The following is an 18,430-nucleotide window of genomic DNA, read 5'->3' as shown; positions in this document are numbered from 1 at the left end:
CGGGCGGTGTGTCGTGTATCAGCCAGCAATGCTGTCCCATAGTTCAGGACGGCCCACTGTTCAGCGGTTTGTATGCGCTCTTGCTCCATTTTTTCTTCTCTCTCTCTCTTTTCTTCATTTTTCCTTTCTTCTATTCTATCATTTCTTCACTCCAAAAATGTGGGTAACAGACAGGGTTGCGACCTCGGCACGCACCTACATCGCTGCCCAACGCGCTGTCTCATACCCTGACATCATCGTTGGGGTACGAATCCCCCGTTTTTCGCCATCCATTCTCAATATTGAAGCCAGTGAAGGGCGGATCAGCTAGCTAGAGCTGTACACCGATTATGCGAGATCGCTCCGTGTCAGGACTTCGGTTTTCATACGTTCGGCAAGCGCCTCAAGGGAGATGGCACCAAGATCGTTGCCGCTGCGGCGGCGTACGGCTACGGTTCCACTTTCAGCTTCTTTATCGCCGATGACCAGCATGTATGGGATCTTCTGCATCTGGGCCGTGCGGATCTTTTTCTGCATGGACTCACGGGCATAGTCGACCTCTACCCGCAGTGACGACAGCGGAGAGGGGAATTTCACAGCCTGCAATGTCTGCTGAACCTGCTGAGCATAATCCAGATGGCGGTCGGCTATCGGGATGATCATGGCCTGGACAGGCGCGAGCCAGGTCGGGAAGACACCCGCATAGTGCTCGATCAGGATTGACATAAAGCGTTCAACCGAACCCAGAATGGCACGATGCAGCATGATCGGGCGTGTGGCATGACCATCCGCCGCGATATATTCAAGATTGAAGCGCTCGGGCAGGTTGAAATCCAACTGAATGGTTGCTAGCTGCCATGAGCGTTCCAGAGCATCTTTGGCCGTGAAGTCAATCTTTGGACCATAGAAGGCCGCTTCACCGGCTACCTCAGTCCACTCGACGCCTTTCTCACGCAGCACTTGACGCAACTGCTCCTGGGCATCATGCCAGATCTCTGGCGTACCCAGATACTTCTCTGGATGCTGCTCATCCCACAGAGAAAGCTGCACAGAGAGTTCCATACCAAAGGGGCGATAGAAACCTTCGATAATCGAATAGATACGCAGCGCCTCCTCGCGCACCTGCTCCGACATACAAAATACGTGAGCATCATCCTGCGTAAAGCTGCGCACACGCGAAAGACCGTGAAGCGTGCCTGGCAACTCATCGCGATAAACCGTTGTTACCTCGCTCAAGCGGACCGGCAGTTCACGATAGCTGCGCATACGGCTGGCATAGATCTGCGTATGATGTGGGCAGTTCATCGGCTTAATACAGAAATCCTCGCCGCTTTTGCCGCTCACATGGAAGATATCTTCCTGAAACTTGTCCCAGTGCCCTGATGTTTTATACAAATCGTTCTTGGTAATATGTGGGATATGCACCCGTTGATAGCCAAGAGGCTCCTGCAAGGACTGCACAAACTCTTCCAGCAGATCACGGATCAGTGTCCCTTTCGGAGTAAAGAGCGGCAAGCCAGCCCCGACCAGATCCGAGAACGTAAACAGATCCAGTTCCTGGCCCAGACGGCGATGATCCCGCTTCTTGGCCTCCTCAAGCACCCAGAGATGGTGCTCCAGCTCTTCTTTGGTATTGAAGGCCGTACCATATAAACGCTGCAGCTGCTTATTTTTTTCATCGCCACGCCAGTAAGCGCCCGCGATACTCATCAGCTTAAAGGCACCGATCTGTTTTGTACTCTCCACGTGCGGGCCACGGCACAGATCGACAAACTCGCCAGTCTTATAAAAGGATACTTTCTCGACACCCTGATCGGAGCTCACACCCACAGCCTCACTATCGCCTGTCTCCTCAGCGACCGCTGTACTGCCTTTTTCCTTCAGCAGTTGTAAAAGCTCAACCTTATAGGGCTGATTACGGCGTGTCATATCCGCAATCGCCTCATCGATATCCATCTCGATGCGCTCATAGCCAAGCTTCTTATTCTTCAGCTCGCGCATCTTACTCTCGATGCGCTCAAGATCCTTAGGAGTTAGTGCGACCGGCAACTCCATATCATAATAGAAGCCATGCTTAATCGCCGGACCGACGCCAAACTTCGCCTCAGGCCAGAGCAACTGGACCGCCGCAGCCATCAAATGGGCCGTTGAATGCCGTACCAGTGCCAGATCAGGCTGTATGTTCTGTTTCTCAGCTTCGATTGATGTATTCATCCTAGCAACCTTTCCAGAATAATAAAAAACTCCTCCATCCCACACCGGGACGAAAGAGCTTAAACTCATTCGTGGTTCCACCCACAATTCACCTGTTCCACAGCGACAGCACAGGTCGTGCAAACAAGCCTCAATAGCCCCGATAACGCAGGCCCGGCGCTCTCCCGCTGACAGTCAACAAAGAGAGAAGGCTTCTTGAGTGGTATCCATCGAACGTATCTGGGACAACTCGCAGCTCAGATTGTCCCTCTCTTAAAACACGCAACTCGATGACATTGTCCCAAGCCATGCCTATAAGAATATTACTCTATAGCTCTAAAATGCAGCAACATGTGCAATAAGAATTTCGCGTAGCAAACGGATAAGCTCTATCCACGAGAACGCTTAGCTTAGCCGCCCTCTCATCACTATGCTCATGGATAAAAAAGTCTTCCACATCAGCAGTGTGATTGAACGTGACTATATCATAAAACAGGAAAAGTGTCTACAAACCATCGGCGTAGAGGCCACCCCTCACGGGCAATACCGTTAAAAGAAAAGGAATATAAGAGAAAACCACAAATGATGGAAAACGTAGCTGGATCATTCTCGTTTCTATGGATGAGAATAAGATATGGTACACTTTTGAGAGAGCTGCTTGAATAAGCAATCCTATCATGAGAACGAGGTAGATATTTCCTGATGAGTTATTTGACCTTATTGGGTACGGGAACCTGTCAGATAGAACATGAACGGCGTGCATCGAGTGTCCTGCTGGAACTGGATCACACACCGATCCTCTTTGACTGTGGACACGGCATTGTGCAGCGTTTACTCGAAGTGGGCATCCAACACAACCAGCTAGAGCACATCATCCTCTCGCACTTCCATCCCGACCACGTATCCGATCTGATCCCGCTCTTGCAGGCGGGCGCATGGTCGCAGCAGAATCCTCGCCATGTGGATCTCAATATCTATGGTCCTCCTGGCGTAACGCGCTTCATCACCAGCCTGCTCGACCTGTTCGGAGCAAATGGATTGCGCCAGCCCAAAGCGTACCAGATCCATATCCATGAAATCACCGACAACCGCTTCTCCATCGGCAAACAGAACTTCGAATTTCTCAGCCTACCGCCCGCTGGCAATCACGGACTACGCTTCCGCTGGCATGATAAAACCTACGCCATCACCGGCGACTCCCACTTTCATGCCCAGGAAATCAACCTGCTAAGTGGAGTGGATGTCGGCATCATCGACGCCGGACATATCAGCGACCAGGAAATCATCGAACTCGCCATCGCCACTCAGGCCAGACAGATCATCTGCTCCCACCTCTATCGGCAACTGGACAGCCAACAACTCCAAACCCAGGCCCAACACGGAGGCTATACCGGCACCATTCAGATCGGCCACGACCTGCTCTCACTACTGCTGTAGAGGATGATCGTTGTATATGGCCTGCGCTGCTTCAATCATGAACAGCGCAGGCCTGGATATCTATCAGTGGGAGGTAAATAATGCTTACCAGACAACGCATAATTTCGATCATTGTAGCGGTAGTAATCATGGCCGTACAGATCGGCATTCTCATACTCGTCAGCACCACCTGGCTCAACTTCACAGCCCTACAAACAACCCTTTTCACAGCCTCTATGTTTATAGTCGTCAATGCAATCACATTTTTCCTGCAATGGACAAGGAAAAAGAAGCAACAAAAAATTGAACCACAAAGGGATGATGTATAAACGATTAAAAAGGGATTACAAATATTAAGCCGCAACGAATCCCTTGGGAGGTGGGATTGGGATGCCTATTTCCTTTGCTCCCATGATCCAGGTTTCGATAGCATCTTGTGCTTGCTTCACTGCTTCTTCGTAGGTTTTACCGTGCGTCATGCATCCTGGTAACTCAGGAACACTGACAACAAAAATCTCATCTTCGGAGTCCCACTCAATTACCATAGAATAATGAACATCGTTCATCGTGACCCCTTTCTGATGTTGCAGTTATACTTCATGCTTATTGTTCCAGATAGCATTATGGATCACCCTTGTGATGTCCAAAGAAATCAGTCTCTGTGTGAGGCGCTGCGGGCAGGTGTGAAAGTTGGGAAAAGGATGTGTTGGTAAAGAGAAGAAAAAGGTGCGCCCAGCTGGGATCGAACCAGCGACCAACCGCTTAGAAGGCGGTTGCTCTATCCACTGAGCTATGGGCGCGTGTCAGGATGTCGTTCATCCTTTATTTCTCAATGATAGCAAGTTTTGTTGCGCATTGTCAAGTATTTTTTCTGCTTGTTTTTCTGAATAAGGATAACATACACTTAGCAGGTAATATCCGTTTTCCCAAATATTTTTTATGCTGAAGGTGGAAAGGATTTCTTTGATGACGTTGCTTTTATTTCTGATGGCCGCTCTGGCCTTAAATATTACTCCAGGGCCTGATATGTTGTATGTTCTGACGCGTGGCGCAAGTCTGGGTCGCCGCGCTGGTGTTGTTTCAGCTCTGGGTATCGCGACAGGGAGCCTGATCCAGACGGGGATTGTGGCGCTGGGTCTGGCAGGCCTGTTACAGGCGGTTCCGTTGCTCTTTACCATCTTAAAGATCGCTGGCGCTCTCTATCTTGCCTATCTGGGGATACGGATGCTGTTGAGCCGCCAGTCGGCGTTGACGGCCCACAGGGAGCTTCCCAATACCAGTTTGTGGCGTGTGTATTCTCAGGGTATTATCACCAACGTGCTTAATCCTAAAGTGGCGTTGTTCTATATAGCGTTTCTACCACAATTTATTGATCCAGCCTGGGGACATGTGCCAATGCAGCTTTTCTTGCTGGGGACGCTCTTCAATATCTCTGGCACTCTGGTAAATACGCTGGTTGCGGTCCTGGCAGGCTTGATTGGGATCTGGCTGAAGCGCAATGAGAAGTCTGCTCGCTTCTTGAATTGGCTTACGGGCGGTATTTTTATCGGCCTTGGCGTTCGCCTCGCTCTGACAAAACAACACTAAATTCCACGCTCCTGCGCGATAAAGTGTGCAGGAGCACTGTCTTTTTATATGCTATAATGAAAGGACAAGTATTGGCTACCGGTCGCTGACCTCTTCTTCTTCAGGCACTTCTTCATGGCGCTACAGCATGCACTATCCTCTCCTGGATGCACTGACGTTGCTTTGCGGTCATACTATCTCTGGGCAAAGCTATCGGGCATCAGGTAAGCTCAAAAAGAGGGTGGCATTACGGCTTACGTGCCTTGACAATGAGGCTGGAAACACATATAATAACATTAAATCCGAGTAGCCAACTAAGGATTACCAGGAAGAAAGCAATTGGCTTTCTACTAACTCAGATAGAATCAGCCAGCAATTGGAGTGAGTTATGAGTCAGGCATTTGAATTGGAACAGGGTAACTACAGTGCTGGGTTCCATGTAAAAGAAAATTATACATTTAAGTCCGGTAAGGGACTGACCCGCAAGGTCGTTGAACAGATTTCCGAGATGAAGGGTGAACCTAGTTGGATGCGGGATTACCGCCTCAAGAGCCTGGATCTCTTCGAGAAACGTCCAATGCCGACCTGGGGTGCCGATCTGTCGGACATCAATTTTGACGATATCTTCTATTATATTAAACCGGTCGCACAACAGGGCAAGAACTGGGATGATATTCCCGCTGAAATTAAAGATACTTTCGATCGCCTCGGCATTCCTCAGGCGGAGCAGAAATACCTTGCTGGCGTTACTGCTCAGTATGAGAGTGAAGCGGTCTATCATAAGATGCGCGAGGATCTGGAGAAACTGGGCGTTATCTTCACCGATATGGATACCGCTCTGCGTGAATATCCCGATATCGTGAAGGAACATTTCGGTAGTATCGTTCCTGCCTCGGACAACAAGTTCGCATCCTTGAATAGCGCGGTCTGGAGTGGTGGTAGCTTTGTGTATATCCCTCGCGGTGTGCGGGTGGAGATTCCTTTGCAGGCTTACTTCCGCATCAACGCGCAGAATATGGGACAGTTTGAGCGCACATTGATCATCGCTGAGCCAGGTTCGTATGTCCACTATGTTGAGGGTTGTACTGCCCCCAGCTATACCAGCAATAGCCTGCATAGCGCGGTCGTTGAGATCAAAGCTATGGAAGGTGCTCGTGTACGCTATACGACGATCCAGAACTGGTCGAAGAACGTTTATAATCTTGTGACCAAGCGCGCCGCCGCCTATCGCGATGCCACCATGGAGTGGGTCGATGGTAACCTCGGCTCGAAAGTTACCATGAAGTATCCAGCCGTCCTGTTGATGGAGCCGGGTGCTCGTGGCGATGTTCTTTCGGTCGCTTTCGCTAACGATGGTATGCATCAGGATGCCGGTGCGAAAATCACCCACCTGGCACCACATACCACCTCACAGATCCTGTCGAAGTCAGTCTCCAAGGGAACTGGTCGGGCCTCTTATCGTGGTCTGGTTCGTATCAATCCAGGTGCCCATCACACCAAGTCCAGCGTTCGTTGTGACGCGCTCTTGCTCGATGAGAATGCCCGTACCGATACCTATCCAACCATCCGTGTGGAAGAGAATCAGACCGAGATTGGACACGAAGCTACTGTTTCCAAGGTCGGAGATGATCAGCTCTTCTATCTGATGAGCCGTGGTCTCGACGAGTCTGAAGCTTACTCACTGATCGTCAACGGTTTCATTGAGCCAATCACCAAAGAGTTGCCAATGGAATACGCCGTCGAACTCAACCGCCTGATCCAATTGGAGATGTCCGGTAGCGTGGGCTAAGCGCCATCCATGCAATCAAAAAAGAGGATGTACCAGATCTGGTATATCCTCTTTTTTTGCGCTATAGTGTCTATAATTACCGACCGTCGCTCCCTCAAAAAGAATAGGCTATTAATGGAAGGGCTGCTGTACGCTCCTCTTCCATGAATACATGAATACAGAATGAAAGAGACATGTATGCAGATAACGATTCCTGAGGATTGGCATGCCCATCTTAAACAAGAGTTTGAGAAACCGTATTTCCAGAAATTGACCTCGTTTGTGGATGGCGAACGGGCACAGTATGAGGTCTTTCCGCCTGAAGAGAATGTCTTTTCCGCGTTTCAACATACTCCCTATGCGAATGTGAACGTCTTCCTGCTGGGTCAGGACCCCTATCATGACAATAATCAGGCTCATGGTCTGTGTTTCTCTGTACGCCCTGGTATCAAGCCTCCGCCTTCGTTAGTCAATATGTTTAAGGAGTTGCGCGAGGATCAGGGATGTAGCATTCCTAACAATGGCTATCTGGTCCCCTGGGCTGATCAGGGGATCTTAATGTTAAATGCTGTACTGACAGTGCGTGCCCATCAAGCCAACTCCCATAAAAATCATGGCTGGGAAACCTTTACGGATGAGGTGATTCGTATTGTCAGTGCGAAAGAAGAACCCGTGATCTTTGTATTGTGGGGCGGCTATGCACAGAAGAAGCAGGCGCTGATCGATACATCTCGCCATACCGTCATCTCATCGGCCCATCCCTCGCCGCTCTCGGCCCGCAACGGTTTCTTTGGCAGTCATCCCTATTCAAAAATCAATCAGGCCCTGCGTGCGGCAGGCAAACCTGAGATCGACTGGCAAATTCCCAATCTCCAGGCTTAATTGGGCTCATAGTTCAGGTACCGTTTGGCGCCTCAATAACGTATGCTATACGAGGGTGGAGAGATGTTGTATGCATCGCTCGCCCTCGTATTTATTAGCATAACAAAGAAAGACGCGCATCTATGTCGGTTAAAAACAGGGGCTTCTGGATATTGCTGGCAACTATCCTGGGGTCGAGTATGGCTTTTATCGATGGTAGTGTAGTCAATGTGGCGATGCCGCGTATCCAATTGGATTTGAATGCCTCGGCGGCCACGGTCCAATGGGTCGTCGAGGCCTATGCTCTTTTTCTGGGCTCTCTGATCCTGGTTGGTGGATCGCTAGGGGATATTTATGGCCGTAAACGGATGTTTACGTATGGCATTATCATTTTCGCGTTCTCGTCGCTCTGGTGTGGCCTGACCTCAGATATCACACAACTTATCTTCGCCCGTGCGGTTCAGGGCATTGGTGGGGCTCTCCTCACACCAGAGAGCCTGGCAATTATTCGTGCCTCCTTTGCGGAAGAACAACGCGGCAAGGCGATTGGCTTATGGTCTGGCTTTTCCGCTATTACCTCGGCACTTGGACCGGTGATCGGTGGCTGGCTGGTTCAATACGCATCGTGGCGCTGGGTCTTTTTTATCAATCTTCCTATTGCCGTGATCGTCCTGATCGTGGTGATCGTTTTTGTGCCGGAGAGCCATAGTGAAGGGGCCAATCGGCACCTGGATATCGCCGGAGCCTGTCTGGCAACGCTGGGATTAGGTTTGCTGGTCTTTGGCCTGATCGAGGCTAATAATCTGGGGATTAGAAATCCTCTGGTGCTCACCTGTGTCGTGGTAGGATGCATCACACTGTTCGCCTTTATCCTCGTCGAGCGGCGCAGTCCTTCCCCGATGCTTCCACTGCAATTATTTCGCGTGCGCGCCTTCAGCGGAACCAATTTGCTGACCTTTCTCCTCTATGCCGCAATGGGAACCACGCTGTATTTCCTGCCCTTTAATCTGATCCGTGTGCAGGGCTATACACCCACCGAGGCTGGCTCTGCTATGTTGCCGTTTACACTCTTAATGTTCTCGCTCTCACGCTGGTCTGGTGGCCTGGTAGCGCGTTATGGAGCCCGTTTGCCGCTCGTGATTGGTCCCTTGATCGTCTGTGTCGGCTATATGCTCTTTGCCCTACCCGGTATCGGTGGCAGCTATTGGACCACCTATTTCCCGGCCATCGTGACGCTGGGATTGGGCATGTCGGTAACTGTCGCTCCACTGACCACAACGGTGATGGGCGCGGTATCCGACCAGTATGCGGGTACGGCATCAGGTATCAATAATGCCGTCGCTCGGATCGGCAATCTGATCGCCATCGCTGTTTTTGGCCTGATCGTCCTATCAATCTTCAATCTGGCCCTCGATCAGCATCTGACCTCTCAACACATTCCAGCCGCCGTGGGTCATCTTTTGGACGCTGAACGCAGCAAGCTGGCCGGAGCCGAAGTGCCCGACAGTATTGATGGCACAACGCGCATAATCCTGCAGAACTCAATTGCACAATCCTTTATTACCAGTTTTCGCGTCGCAATGATCATCGCAGCCTGTCTGGCATTCCTCAGCTCTCTCTGTGCCTGGTTGACGGTCCCATCACTGCATGGCAAGCCACCAGTTAAACATCAGGCAGAGCGACAATGTGGCGACAATGGGTGTACATTAACCTATACTCATAGTAGCGTGGCAACCTCATCGGTGCCAGCTGGCTCGTCGGGATCTGCTACGACACGTGACGCGTAATAATAATGTGATAACTAATATATATGGAGTAAATGTGATGACTGATACAAAATCCCCTTATATTCTGGCGCTGGATATTGGTACCTCTTCGACGCGCGCCCTGCTCTTTGATGCCACAGGTAGCACAGTACCGGGTATGGTTTCACAGCATACCTATCAATTGACGACTACCAGCGACGGCGAAGTTTCTGTCGGTGCAGATATGCTGGTTGGCGTCGTCGCACAAACCATCGATGAAGTACTCAAGCAAGCCGCCGATCTCTCCTCACAGATCAAGGCGGTCGCGATTGATACCTTCTGGCATAGCCTGCTGGGCGTGGATGAGAATAACCACCCCCTGACCCCGGTGATTACCTGGGAGGATACGCGGGCCTTCGGGGCCGCCCGTGAGTTACGCAAAGAGTTCGATGAGAAAGCGGTTCATGACCGCGTCAGTGTGCGTTTCCATGCCAGCTACTGGCCGGCGAAATTGCGCTGGCTGGCGCAAAACCAGTCCGAGGTCTTTAAACAGGTCAAACAATGGATCTCGTTTGGCGAATATTTACATCGCGTCTTCCTGGGCAAGTCAGTATGTAGTATTTCGATGGCCTCTGCCACAGGTATGATGACGACCAAAACCCAGCAATGGGATCGTGAATTGATGCGGGCACTGGATATCCGTCCAGAGCAACTCCCGCAGATTGGCGATGTGCGAGACGCGCTCCAGGGCTTGCAGGGACAATATGCCACTATCTGGCCCGCATTACACAATATTCCCTGGTTCCCTGCCATCGGAGATGGAGCCTCTGCCTGTATCGGCACGGGCTGTGTCACAGATAAAGACTGGTCCTTAACCATGGGAACCTCTAGCGCCTTACGTGTCGTGATCGAACCGGGACAGATCAGCGCCCCGCCCCTGGGCCTATGGATGTACTTTGTGGATGCGAAACGTGCCATCCTGGGTGGCGCCCTGAGCGAAGGAGGCAATCTTCTGGCCTGGCTGACAAAAACCATGCAGCTCCCCGAACTCAAGGATTCCGAGCCAAAGATCGCGGCACTTGCGCCCGACAGCCATGGTCTTACCATTCTGCCTTTCATTTCCGGTGAACGCAGTATTGGCTGGCATGCGGAGGCACGTATGACCATCGCAGGCCTCTCTATCCACACCGCCCCTGAAGAAATCCTGCGTGCCGGAATGGAAGCAATCGCCTATCGCCTGTATGCCATCCATCAAGCCCTCAGCACAGCGTTACAGCAGGACGCCAGCGAGCACCACTTGATGGCAAGCGGTGGCGTGCTCTTCCATTCCAATATCTTGCGCCATATAATCGCCGACACCTTAAACAGCCCTATCTATCCCTCCCAGGAACAGGAAGCCTCCGCCCGTGGGGCAGCCCTGCTGGCCCTGGAAGCCCTCGGCATCATACCTGATCTCACCAAACTGCAACCCAACGTCCTTGCACCCACACAGCCTGATCCTAAGAATGAAGACATCTATCGTCTGGCCGCTGCTCGACAGGATAAACTCTATCAACTCCTGCTGGCAGATTAGAGGCTGTGTGAAAAGCGCTCACTGATTATCTTCAGTCGGCTTCGCAGGCCAAGCGAAACTACTTTTCACACAGCCTCTAATCAGGTGTATGTAGCTACATACACCCTGGGAAGATGGTTGTATGATTCACCAAGGCCCGATCTCTTGGGGTTGATTGAGCCTCCGTTGCGGGGATAATACCGTTCACATAACGTAAATCCCAATAGAGCGACCTCGGCACGCACCGAGGTCGCAACCTACACTTCTCCCATCGAGATTCTCGTTCTTGGAGCGTTATTGCCCGTCACGTTGGGGCGAGATGATCATACGATCAACGGGAAAGCGCACCTCGGTTGCGACCTCGGCACGCACCTACACTTCTCCATCGAGATTCTCGTTCTTGGGGGCGTTATTGCCTTTTATCCTTGAAAGGGGGAGCGTGTGAGCAAATGATTACCCCTGGAAGATAGAAAGGCTTCAATCAATGGGGTGACGGTTCCAGCGCGTGAATACATGAAATAGCGTTCTCTGCCTGAGACAACATGATAGCCAGCGCAGTTGGGGAGATGTTGGGCGAGCCAGCGTGTTTTGGACTCTGGAGTCAGAGCATCATCGGTTCGATTGATAAGTAAGATGGGCATGGTCAGCTCACCGAGGCGCTTACGAATATTAAAATTATGAATAATGGGCAGGATGGAGTATTTGTAGAGAAAGGGCCATTGCAAGATTTTCTCATACTGCTCTTCTAGCAGGTGACGCGGCAGCGAGGGCGTGGTGTGGTTGTCGATGTTGCGCGTCAGGATATCGTTGATGGCATTGACGCGCATAACAGCTGCCGGTAAGACATATTCAAAGGGCAGACGATAGAGCAACTCACGAAGCAACCACACAAGAGGATAAAGAGCGGTCCGCGAGTCTGCCCCTTGTGCGATGATAGTGAGTGAGCGGCAGCGCTGTGGATAGCGTAAGGCAAATTCAAAGAGGATCATTGCCGCATCCCCATGTCCAATCAAATCCGCGCATTCGAGGCCCAGACCATCCAATACCTGGCGTAACTCTTCGGCGCGATCATTCTTGCCCCAGGGCTTCGTACGCATCTCCAGGCGGCGATAGAGGATCACACGGCGTGTATGACTCATCGTACGCATCTGACGGGCGTAGATAGCCTCTAAATGCTCCAGAAAAGGGACAAATACCACTGGCTCGCCCACACCGATATCGATGAGTGGCAACGAGATGGTGCCAATTGAGCGCTGTTGCCAGAGCGCTTCAATATACTGAACATCTTCATGGAAGGACACATCATCGATCCAACGGCTACTACGATTTGTCAATTGCTCTTACCCCCTTGCCAGCAAGACGAAATGATCCGCACACAAAAATATGCCTGAGTACGTCTCTGTAGTGTAGCACTCAGGCATATTTTTTGCTCTGCATTAGCCGCAGATTATCAGGATTTTCCTATCCTCACGCTATTTCTTTTTTCATCCTTCTTCACATGCTGCACCGCATCTTTTATCTCTTTTTGAGCCTGGCCCTTGGGGATCTTTTCGACATCATCCAACTCATCTTTTTCAACGGAACCTGACTTCTTTTCAGCTTTGGCTGCCTTTTTGGCAACTTCGTGCAGCTCAGCTTTCTCTTCTCTCACCTTTTCCTGCGGAATGGGCTCAGTCACGACCTTTTCAAGCTTCTCTTTATGGGTATCCACGTGGCTCTCCTTCTATTATGCTTATCCTGCTCTAGCAAAGAACAACACAAGAACATAATCTCCAGAAAAAAATCTATACAACGATAGTCATGTCCAACCGGATGCCTCTTTATAAGCTCTACGCTCGTTAGAAAAGAAGCAGACACTGTTTCAGATACGGTCAGCGGGGGTTAAGGGTTTCACAGCCAACAATGTATGCTCTTCGGAAATCTCCTCCAGCGAACGTCCCTTTGGTTCAGGGAGTGTGAAGAAGGTCAGAACCAAACCTGCGGCGGATACGATACCAGCAATCAGCATCGCTCCTGGCAGTCCGAAACGTGCCAGTACTAGAGGGAAGACCAGCGCCCCAATGAAGGCGCCGACTTTACCACTGGCGGCCGAGATGCCATGCGCGGTACTGCGAATCATGACCGGGAAGATCTCCGCTGGATAGACAAAGGTCGTGACGTTGGCACCAAATTCGGTGAAGAAGTAACTCACGCCGTACACCAGCAAGAATGGGACAACCAGTATGGATATGCCAGGCACGAAGGCCAGCACCAGATAGGCTATGGCAGTGATGGCAAAGCCCACACACTGAATCCATCTGCGTCCCAGGCGATCAATCGTTAACGCGGCAATAATATAGCCAGGAACAGCGGCAATCAGGAAGATCAACAGGGTATAGATGGTATTCGTCTTAAGATCAGCTTTAGGATTGAGCAGCTTCAGGACAAGTGGACTGGAAATGGTGGTGCCATAATAGGCAATGTCGAGTAAGAACCAGGTGCCCGCCGTACCAATCAACCAGCGTAGATAGCGTGGTGTCAGGAGCAGGTAGAACCAGGATTTCCTTTTCGGTTGAGCAACCTTTTTGCTCTGCGCCTGGGCTTTGGCAGGCTTCCCTTTTGTGGTAGCTGTGCCTGTAACGGATTTAATTGTTTGGGCAGCAGCAGCAGCATCTCCACTCATGGCCAGCGCGAAACGTGGCGTCTCGGCAATCTGATGTCTGAGATAGAAGGTTCCCAATGCAGGTACTGCGCCCAGTCCCAGCATAATACGCCAGATCATATCGGCAGGTAGCTGTGTGCTTAACAGAAAGATAGCAATCAGGGGAGCGATTACGAGTCCAACACCTTGCATCGAGAAGACCATCGTAATCAACTTACCGCGATCTTTGCGGTTCGCATACTCGCTCATCAATGTAGCGCTTAGAGGATAATCACCGCCAATACCCAGTCCGAGGATAAAGCGGAAAATCAATAGCCAGATCAGATTGGGAGAAAACGCCGAAGCCACCGCTCCAGCAGCCAGCACAATCAGCGTCAGGCTATAGACAGATTTACGTCCGATGAAATCAGCAATGCGACCGAAGATGAGAGAACCAAGCGCCGCCGCAATCAATGAAGAACTACCAATAATGGATATCTCAAACGTGTTGAGGTGCCAGAGTGGTGTGAGAATAGACAGGGCCACGCCAATAATGAAGAGATCATAGGCATCGGTGAAGAACCCCATACCAGAGGTAAGCATCGCCTTAAAGTGAAATTTCGAGAGGCCACTATTGTCTAATTGTTCGAGTACAGAAATTGAATGAGCGGACGAAACATCTACAGCACTTGACATCGGTTTATCTTCGACGATCATAAAATTGTTCGTCTCCTTGTACGAATCCTACCTTGCACGAATCCTTAAGGATAGGTTTACTAGATATTTTTACTTACATATCAATTGTAGGGTTCTATTATTATCAGAATGTTAAGAGAAGGTTAAACAGCCTCTAAAAAAGGGACGCTACTGACAGCGTGATGATATTGTAAGTAACTTGAACATTTAATTACAGTCTTCATTGTCACTCCGTGTTTTCGCTTGCATTACAAATGAAATCACATCAGACATAATCTGCAATCTATATCCTCAAGCAGCTTTATTGTGATACGTATCCTTTTATCAAAAAGTGTCATAATCAAAGGTCATGGAGAATATGGCAAAAGTGCATAGGTCCTACTACAACGCTGTAATAGGACCTATGCACTTTCTTTAAGTGTATCACATGGATCAAATATTGGCTATACTATCAGGGATGTGTTTGATGATACCAGACAAGTGTTTCGCGCACATTGACGACAGTTCCAATGATGGTCAGTGCTGGCGCCGATAAACCCGCTGCTTGCGCCTCGGCAGCGATAGTAGCGACGGTGGCTGTGACGACGCGTTGTTCGTCGGTGGTGCCTTCCTGAATAACTGCCGCAGGCGTCGCAGGATCAATCCCTCCTTGAATCAGCTTCTGCGTGAAATTAGGCAGGGCTTTGACTCCCATTAAGACGACCAATGTGCCTCCCAGCGCAGCCAGAGCCTCCCAATTCACGGAGGGCGAAGCAGAAGGACTTTCGTGCCCGGTAACGACGGTGAATGAGGTAGTAAAGTCCCGATGGGTGACTGGGATACCTGCATAGGCCGGTACGGCTATTGCGGATGTAATACCGGGTACGATTTCAAAGGGAATATTGGCTTCCGCGAGCGCCTGAGCCTCTTCCCCTCCACGTCCAAATACAAAGGGATCACCTCCCTTGAGGCGCGCAACAGTATGTCCTCGTTGAGCCTGTTCTACCAGTTCAGCGTTGATCTGCTCTTGTGGCATGGTATGACAGCCAGCGCCTTTGCCGACATAAATCAAAGTAGCTCCGGCACGCGTTTCTTGTAATAAAGCTGGACTGATCAGGCGATCATAGAGCACAACATCGGCACTCCGTAAATAGCGTAAGCCCTTGACTGTGATCAACTCTGCATCGCCCGGTCCAGCTCCAATTAAATAGACTTTGCCAGCCTGTCCAGCGGCTGTTTCTGATGAACCGGGCACAGCATCCGGCCCGGTTGGTTGATTAGGATCGGCAATAAAAGCAGTCATAATAGCTCACTCTCTGGCTCCTGCATGTCCTGAATGATCGTTGACATGGAGATATCAACATTATAGCGTCGCAGAAGGCGAATGGTACTGGCTAGCGCCTCAATATCATCATGTTCGGAAAGCAGGTTGAGGATATCTGAAGTAAAAAATTCGCCAAAAAATTGATCCCGCTCATCATAGCTCTGACCATTGGCACGCAAATAGCGCCGGGCAATGGTTGCCAGACGCATATAGCTTTCATAGGTCGCTGGAAAAAAATCCTCCAGCCGTTGCCGAATGCGCTTGGCCAATCCTGGACTGGTCCCTTCCGTAGAAACAGAGACGGTCAATGGCCCACGCCGCAAGATTGAAGGAATAATGAAGTTACAGCGGGAAGGATAATCTACGATGTTGACAAGCTGGTTATTGCGCTGCCCATCCTGCCAGATAGCTTCTGCCAGTTCCGGTTCATAGGTGGCGGTCGCGACGATCACAAAAAAGCCGACCAGATCACTGGCTTCATAGGCTTTATAGCGCAATGTCACAGTCCCAGTCCGCTCCATATCATGCAAAACTTCACAGAAATCCCCATTCTGCACCGTCACCTGTGCACCGGCGGCATGCAAGGCCGCGGCTTTTTCTGCTGCGACCATATTACCACCGATCACCAACGCCGGTCGCTGCCGTACATCTAACATAATGGGATAATAGTTTGGCATGCTTTCACTTTCTCACTTATCCCACAGTTGTTTGCACGGCAACTTTCTCGCGGAGTTGCTCAAAGCCAACGCGATGACAGAAGTCACCAAAGGCTTCATTAGCTTGACGCTCATCACGCCAGAATACAAAGAGTGGTTGTAGCATGGCGGGAATATCCTTGATATTGACGCTCTGGGCATAGACGGCATTGAGACGTGTGTAACCCAGATCACCACCGAGATGGATATTATAGAGATCCTTAGAGCGTCCAACGAAGCCGATATCTCCCAGATAGGGACGGGCACAGCCGTTGGGACAGCCGGTCATACGAATGCCAATTTCTTCATTACCTAATCCCAGAGCATGCAGATTGGTTTCGAGTTGCTTGACCAGAGCGGGCAACACACGTTCAGCTTCAGCGACTGCCAGACCACAGGTCGGCAAGGCCGGACAGGCCATCGCAAAGCGATATGCACCCACACGTGTAGGATCGGTCTCAATACCATATTCCTGCAAGAGGTGCTCAATGGTGGAACGATCTTCCTCTTTGATATCGAGCAAGAGGATATTCTGCTGGGCGGTCAGGCGCACGCTCAACTGGAACTGCTCAATCACAGCCCGCAAGCCGCTCTTCAAGCGCGATGTCTCTGTATCCCGCAGACGGCCATTTTCAATCGGTAAGCCCAGGAAAAGATTTCCATCTGCCTGCGGCTGCCAGCCCAGATGATCTTCGATCCCGTGGAAATGTACCTCGCTGGGATCACTCAGCTGATAGCCCAGGCGCTCCTCAACCTGCTGCCGGAACCAATCTACACCGCATTCCTCGACCACATATTTCATACGGGCATGGCGACGATTCGTACGATCCCCATAGTCGCGCTGGACCGTGATGATCGTTTCGGAAACCGGCAAGACCTGATCCACGGTCAGATCGGCAAAAGGAGTTGCCAGACGCGGGAAGGTTTCCTGCTTGCCATGGGTCGCGCCCATACCACCACCCAACACAGCGGTAAAACCGATCAGCGTATCATTCTCGACGCGTGCCACCAGACCAATATCCTGTGTGAAGATATCGATACAGTTATCACCGGGATAGGCAACGCCGATCTTGAACTTACGAGGCAAATAAGTTACGCCATACATCGGCTCGACATCTTCCTCTGGCTCCTCGGTCGAATGGATCTTCTCGCCGTCCACCCAGATCTCGTGGTAAGCCTTACTCTTAGGGGCCAGATGAATTGCCAGTTGTTCAGCAATCTCCTGAAGCTGAGCCTGAGCACGGCTGCTCACGGGTGCGGGACACGCCATGACGTTGCGGTTGACATCTCCGCAGGCCGCCAGGGTCGAAAGCAAGGACTCATTGATAGCATGGATCGTGCTATGAATGTCGCCTTTAAGGATACCGTGGAGCTGGAAACTCTGGCGTGTAGTGATACGCATGGTATGGTTTCCATAGCGCTCTGACAGATTATCCTGCACCAGATACTGCTCGGCGGTCAATGCACCACCAGGAATGCGCGAACGAATCATAAACTGGTAGGCTTTTTCCGCGCCAGCAGCTCTGCGGCCCTGCCGTAGATCACGATCCTCTTGCTGATACATACCATGGAATTTAATTAGCTGTACCTGATCTTCAGAGAAACGTGAGGTATCCTGACCGAGTTCTTCGACCAATGTCCCACGCAAGTAGTTGCTTTCAATCTTAATATGTTCGACCTTACTACCCTCGCCCGGGCCAAGATCCAAGAGAGTTTTCGGGGGCGTCGTCTGCTCGTGATCGGGTGTGCTCATAGTATCTCCTTTGAGATCATGCGACTATTACCGGATTATTTGAGTTGAATGATAGACAGTATACGTGGTAGTATAATATTGTTCAGGACTACCTGTCTATCTACAAAAAGCGTGCTTCACCCATTATAGTCGCTTTGTACTGCCACTTATGGTCTATTTGTCCCTTGCATTTTTCGCTTCTTAGTTGATATAGTAGATCAACAAAGTCCTCGTATGTTACAAATATAAGGCCAGGGTCGTACTCTGTCAACCTTTTTTCCGTCAATGGACATTGAAGTACACC

Annotated in this window: 15 protein-coding genes and 1 tRNA gene; 7 read left to right on the top strand and 9 right to left on the bottom strand. The window is 50.6% G+C overall.

Features of this window, described 5'->3' with window-relative positions:
* Positions 1–327: 327 nt before the first annotated feature.
* A complete protein-coding gene (gene thrS, locus F1593_RS20390; RefSeq protein ID WP_149403411.1) occupies positions 328–2,193 on the bottom strand; it encodes a threonine--tRNA ligase in 1,866 nt (621 codons plus the stop codon).
* 681 nt (positions 2,194–2,874) lie between these two features.
* On the opposite strand from thrS, the gene F1593_RS20385 reads away from it, so the two are divergent.
* Together F1593_RS20385 and F1593_RS20380 are read left to right on the top strand one after the other, a co-directional pair.
* Positions 2,875–3,609, top strand: coding sequence for an MBL fold metallo-hydrolase (locus F1593_RS20385; RefSeq protein WP_149403410.1), 735 nt, complete (start codon positions 2,875–2,877; stop codon positions 3,607–3,609).
* Positions 3,610–3,689: 80 nt separating this feature from the next.
* Complete coding sequence (locus tag F1593_RS20380; RefSeq protein WP_149403409.1) at positions 3,690–3,917, top strand: hypothetical protein; 228 nt, start codon at positions 3,690–3,692, stop codon at positions 3,915–3,917.
* 24 nt (positions 3,918–3,941) lie between these two features.
* Here F1593_RS20380 and F1593_RS20375 read toward each other — a convergent pair whose 3' ends face one another.
* Both F1593_RS20375 and F1593_RS20370 read right to left on the bottom strand, forming a co-directional pair.
* Positions 3,942–4,154, bottom strand: coding sequence for a type II toxin-antitoxin system HicB family antitoxin (locus F1593_RS20375; RefSeq protein WP_149403408.1), 213 nt, complete (start codon positions 4,152–4,154; stop codon positions 3,942–3,944).
* A gap of 161 nt (positions 4,155–4,315) precedes the next feature.
* Positions 4,316–4,388 (bottom strand) — tRNA-Arg (locus tag F1593_RS20370).
* Between the two features lie 166 nt (positions 4,389–4,554).
* Between F1593_RS20370 and F1593_RS20365 the strand changes: the two genes are divergently transcribed.
* The 5 genes from F1593_RS20365 to F1593_RS20345 all read left to right on the top strand — a co-directional run bounded on the left by F1593_RS20365 (position 4,555) and on the right by F1593_RS20345 (position 11,101).
* Entirely contained in the window at positions 4,555–5,175 is a 621-nt protein-coding gene (locus F1593_RS20365) for a LysE family translocator (RefSeq protein ID WP_149403407.1), read from the top strand.
* 367 nt (positions 5,176–5,542) lie between these two features.
* Positions 5,543–6,943: a Fe-S cluster assembly protein SufB gene (sufB, locus tag F1593_RS20360; protein WP_149403406.1), complete on the top strand. Its 1,401-nt coding sequence runs from the start codon at positions 5,543–5,545 to the stop codon at positions 6,941–6,943.
* Between the two features lie 177 nt (positions 6,944–7,120).
* Complete coding sequence (locus F1593_RS20355) at positions 7,121–7,804, top strand: uracil-DNA glycosylase (RefSeq protein WP_149403405.1); 684 nt, start codon at positions 7,121–7,123, stop codon at positions 7,802–7,804.
* A gap of 122 nt (positions 7,805–7,926) precedes the next feature.
* On the top strand, positions 7,927–9,570 hold the full coding sequence (locus F1593_RS20350; RefSeq protein ID WP_149403404.1) for an MFS transporter: 1,644 nt from the start codon (positions 7,927–7,929) through the stop codon (positions 9,568–9,570).
* Between the two features lie 37 nt (positions 9,571–9,607).
* Positions 9,608–11,101: a gluconokinase gene (locus F1593_RS20345; RefSeq protein WP_149403403.1), complete on the top strand. Its 1,494-nt coding sequence runs from the start codon at positions 9,608–9,610 to the stop codon at positions 11,099–11,101.
* Positions 11,102–11,499: 398 nt separating this feature from the next.
* Here the strand turns inward: F1593_RS20345 and F1593_RS20340 are convergent, their stop codons facing one another.
* The 6 genes from F1593_RS20340 to F1593_RS20315 all read right to left on the bottom strand — a co-directional run bounded on the left by F1593_RS20340 (position 11,500) and on the right by F1593_RS20315 (position 18,147).
* Positions 11,500–12,414 carry an alpha/beta fold hydrolase gene (locus F1593_RS20340; RefSeq protein WP_149403402.1) on the bottom strand — a complete coding sequence of 305 codons (915 nt, stop codon included), beginning with the start codon at positions 12,412–12,414 and terminating at the stop codon, positions 11,500–11,502.
* A 116-nt stretch (positions 12,415–12,530) separates the two neighbouring features.
* A complete protein-coding gene (locus F1593_RS20335) occupies positions 12,531–12,791 on the bottom strand; it encodes a hypothetical protein (RefSeq protein ID WP_149403401.1) in 261 nt (86 codons plus the stop codon).
* A 150-nt stretch (positions 12,792–12,941) separates the two neighbouring features.
* A complete protein-coding gene (locus F1593_RS20330) occupies positions 12,942–14,417 on the bottom strand; it encodes an MFS transporter (protein WP_149403400.1) in 1,476 nt (491 codons plus the stop codon).
* Between the two features lie 430 nt (positions 14,418–14,847).
* On the bottom strand, positions 14,848–15,678 hold the full coding sequence (gene cobA, locus F1593_RS20325) for a uroporphyrinogen-III C-methyltransferase (protein ID WP_149403399.1): 831 nt from the start codon (positions 15,676–15,678) through the stop codon (positions 14,848–14,850).
* Positions 15,675–16,376, bottom strand: a complete 702-nt coding sequence (locus F1593_RS20320) for a precorrin-2 dehydrogenase/sirohydrochlorin ferrochelatase family protein (protein WP_149403398.1) — start codon at positions 16,374–16,376, stop codon at positions 15,675–15,677. The genes cobA and F1593_RS20320 overlap by 4 nt, the downstream gene beginning before the upstream one ends.
* A 16-nt stretch (positions 16,377–16,392) precedes the next feature.
* A complete protein-coding gene (locus F1593_RS20315) occupies positions 16,393–18,147 on the bottom strand; it encodes an NADPH-dependent assimilatory sulfite reductase hemoprotein subunit (protein WP_149403397.1) in 1,755 nt (584 codons plus the stop codon).
* Positions 18,148–18,430 lie beyond the last annotated feature (283 nt).

It is taken from the genome of Dictyobacter arantiisoli (assembly GCF_008326305.1).
In the GTDB taxonomy this organism is placed as follows: Bacteria; Chloroflexota; Ktedonobacteria; order Ktedonobacterales; family Ktedonobacteraceae; genus Dictyobacter; species Dictyobacter arantiisoli.
This window is presented reverse-complemented; position numbering and strand designations above follow the sequence as displayed.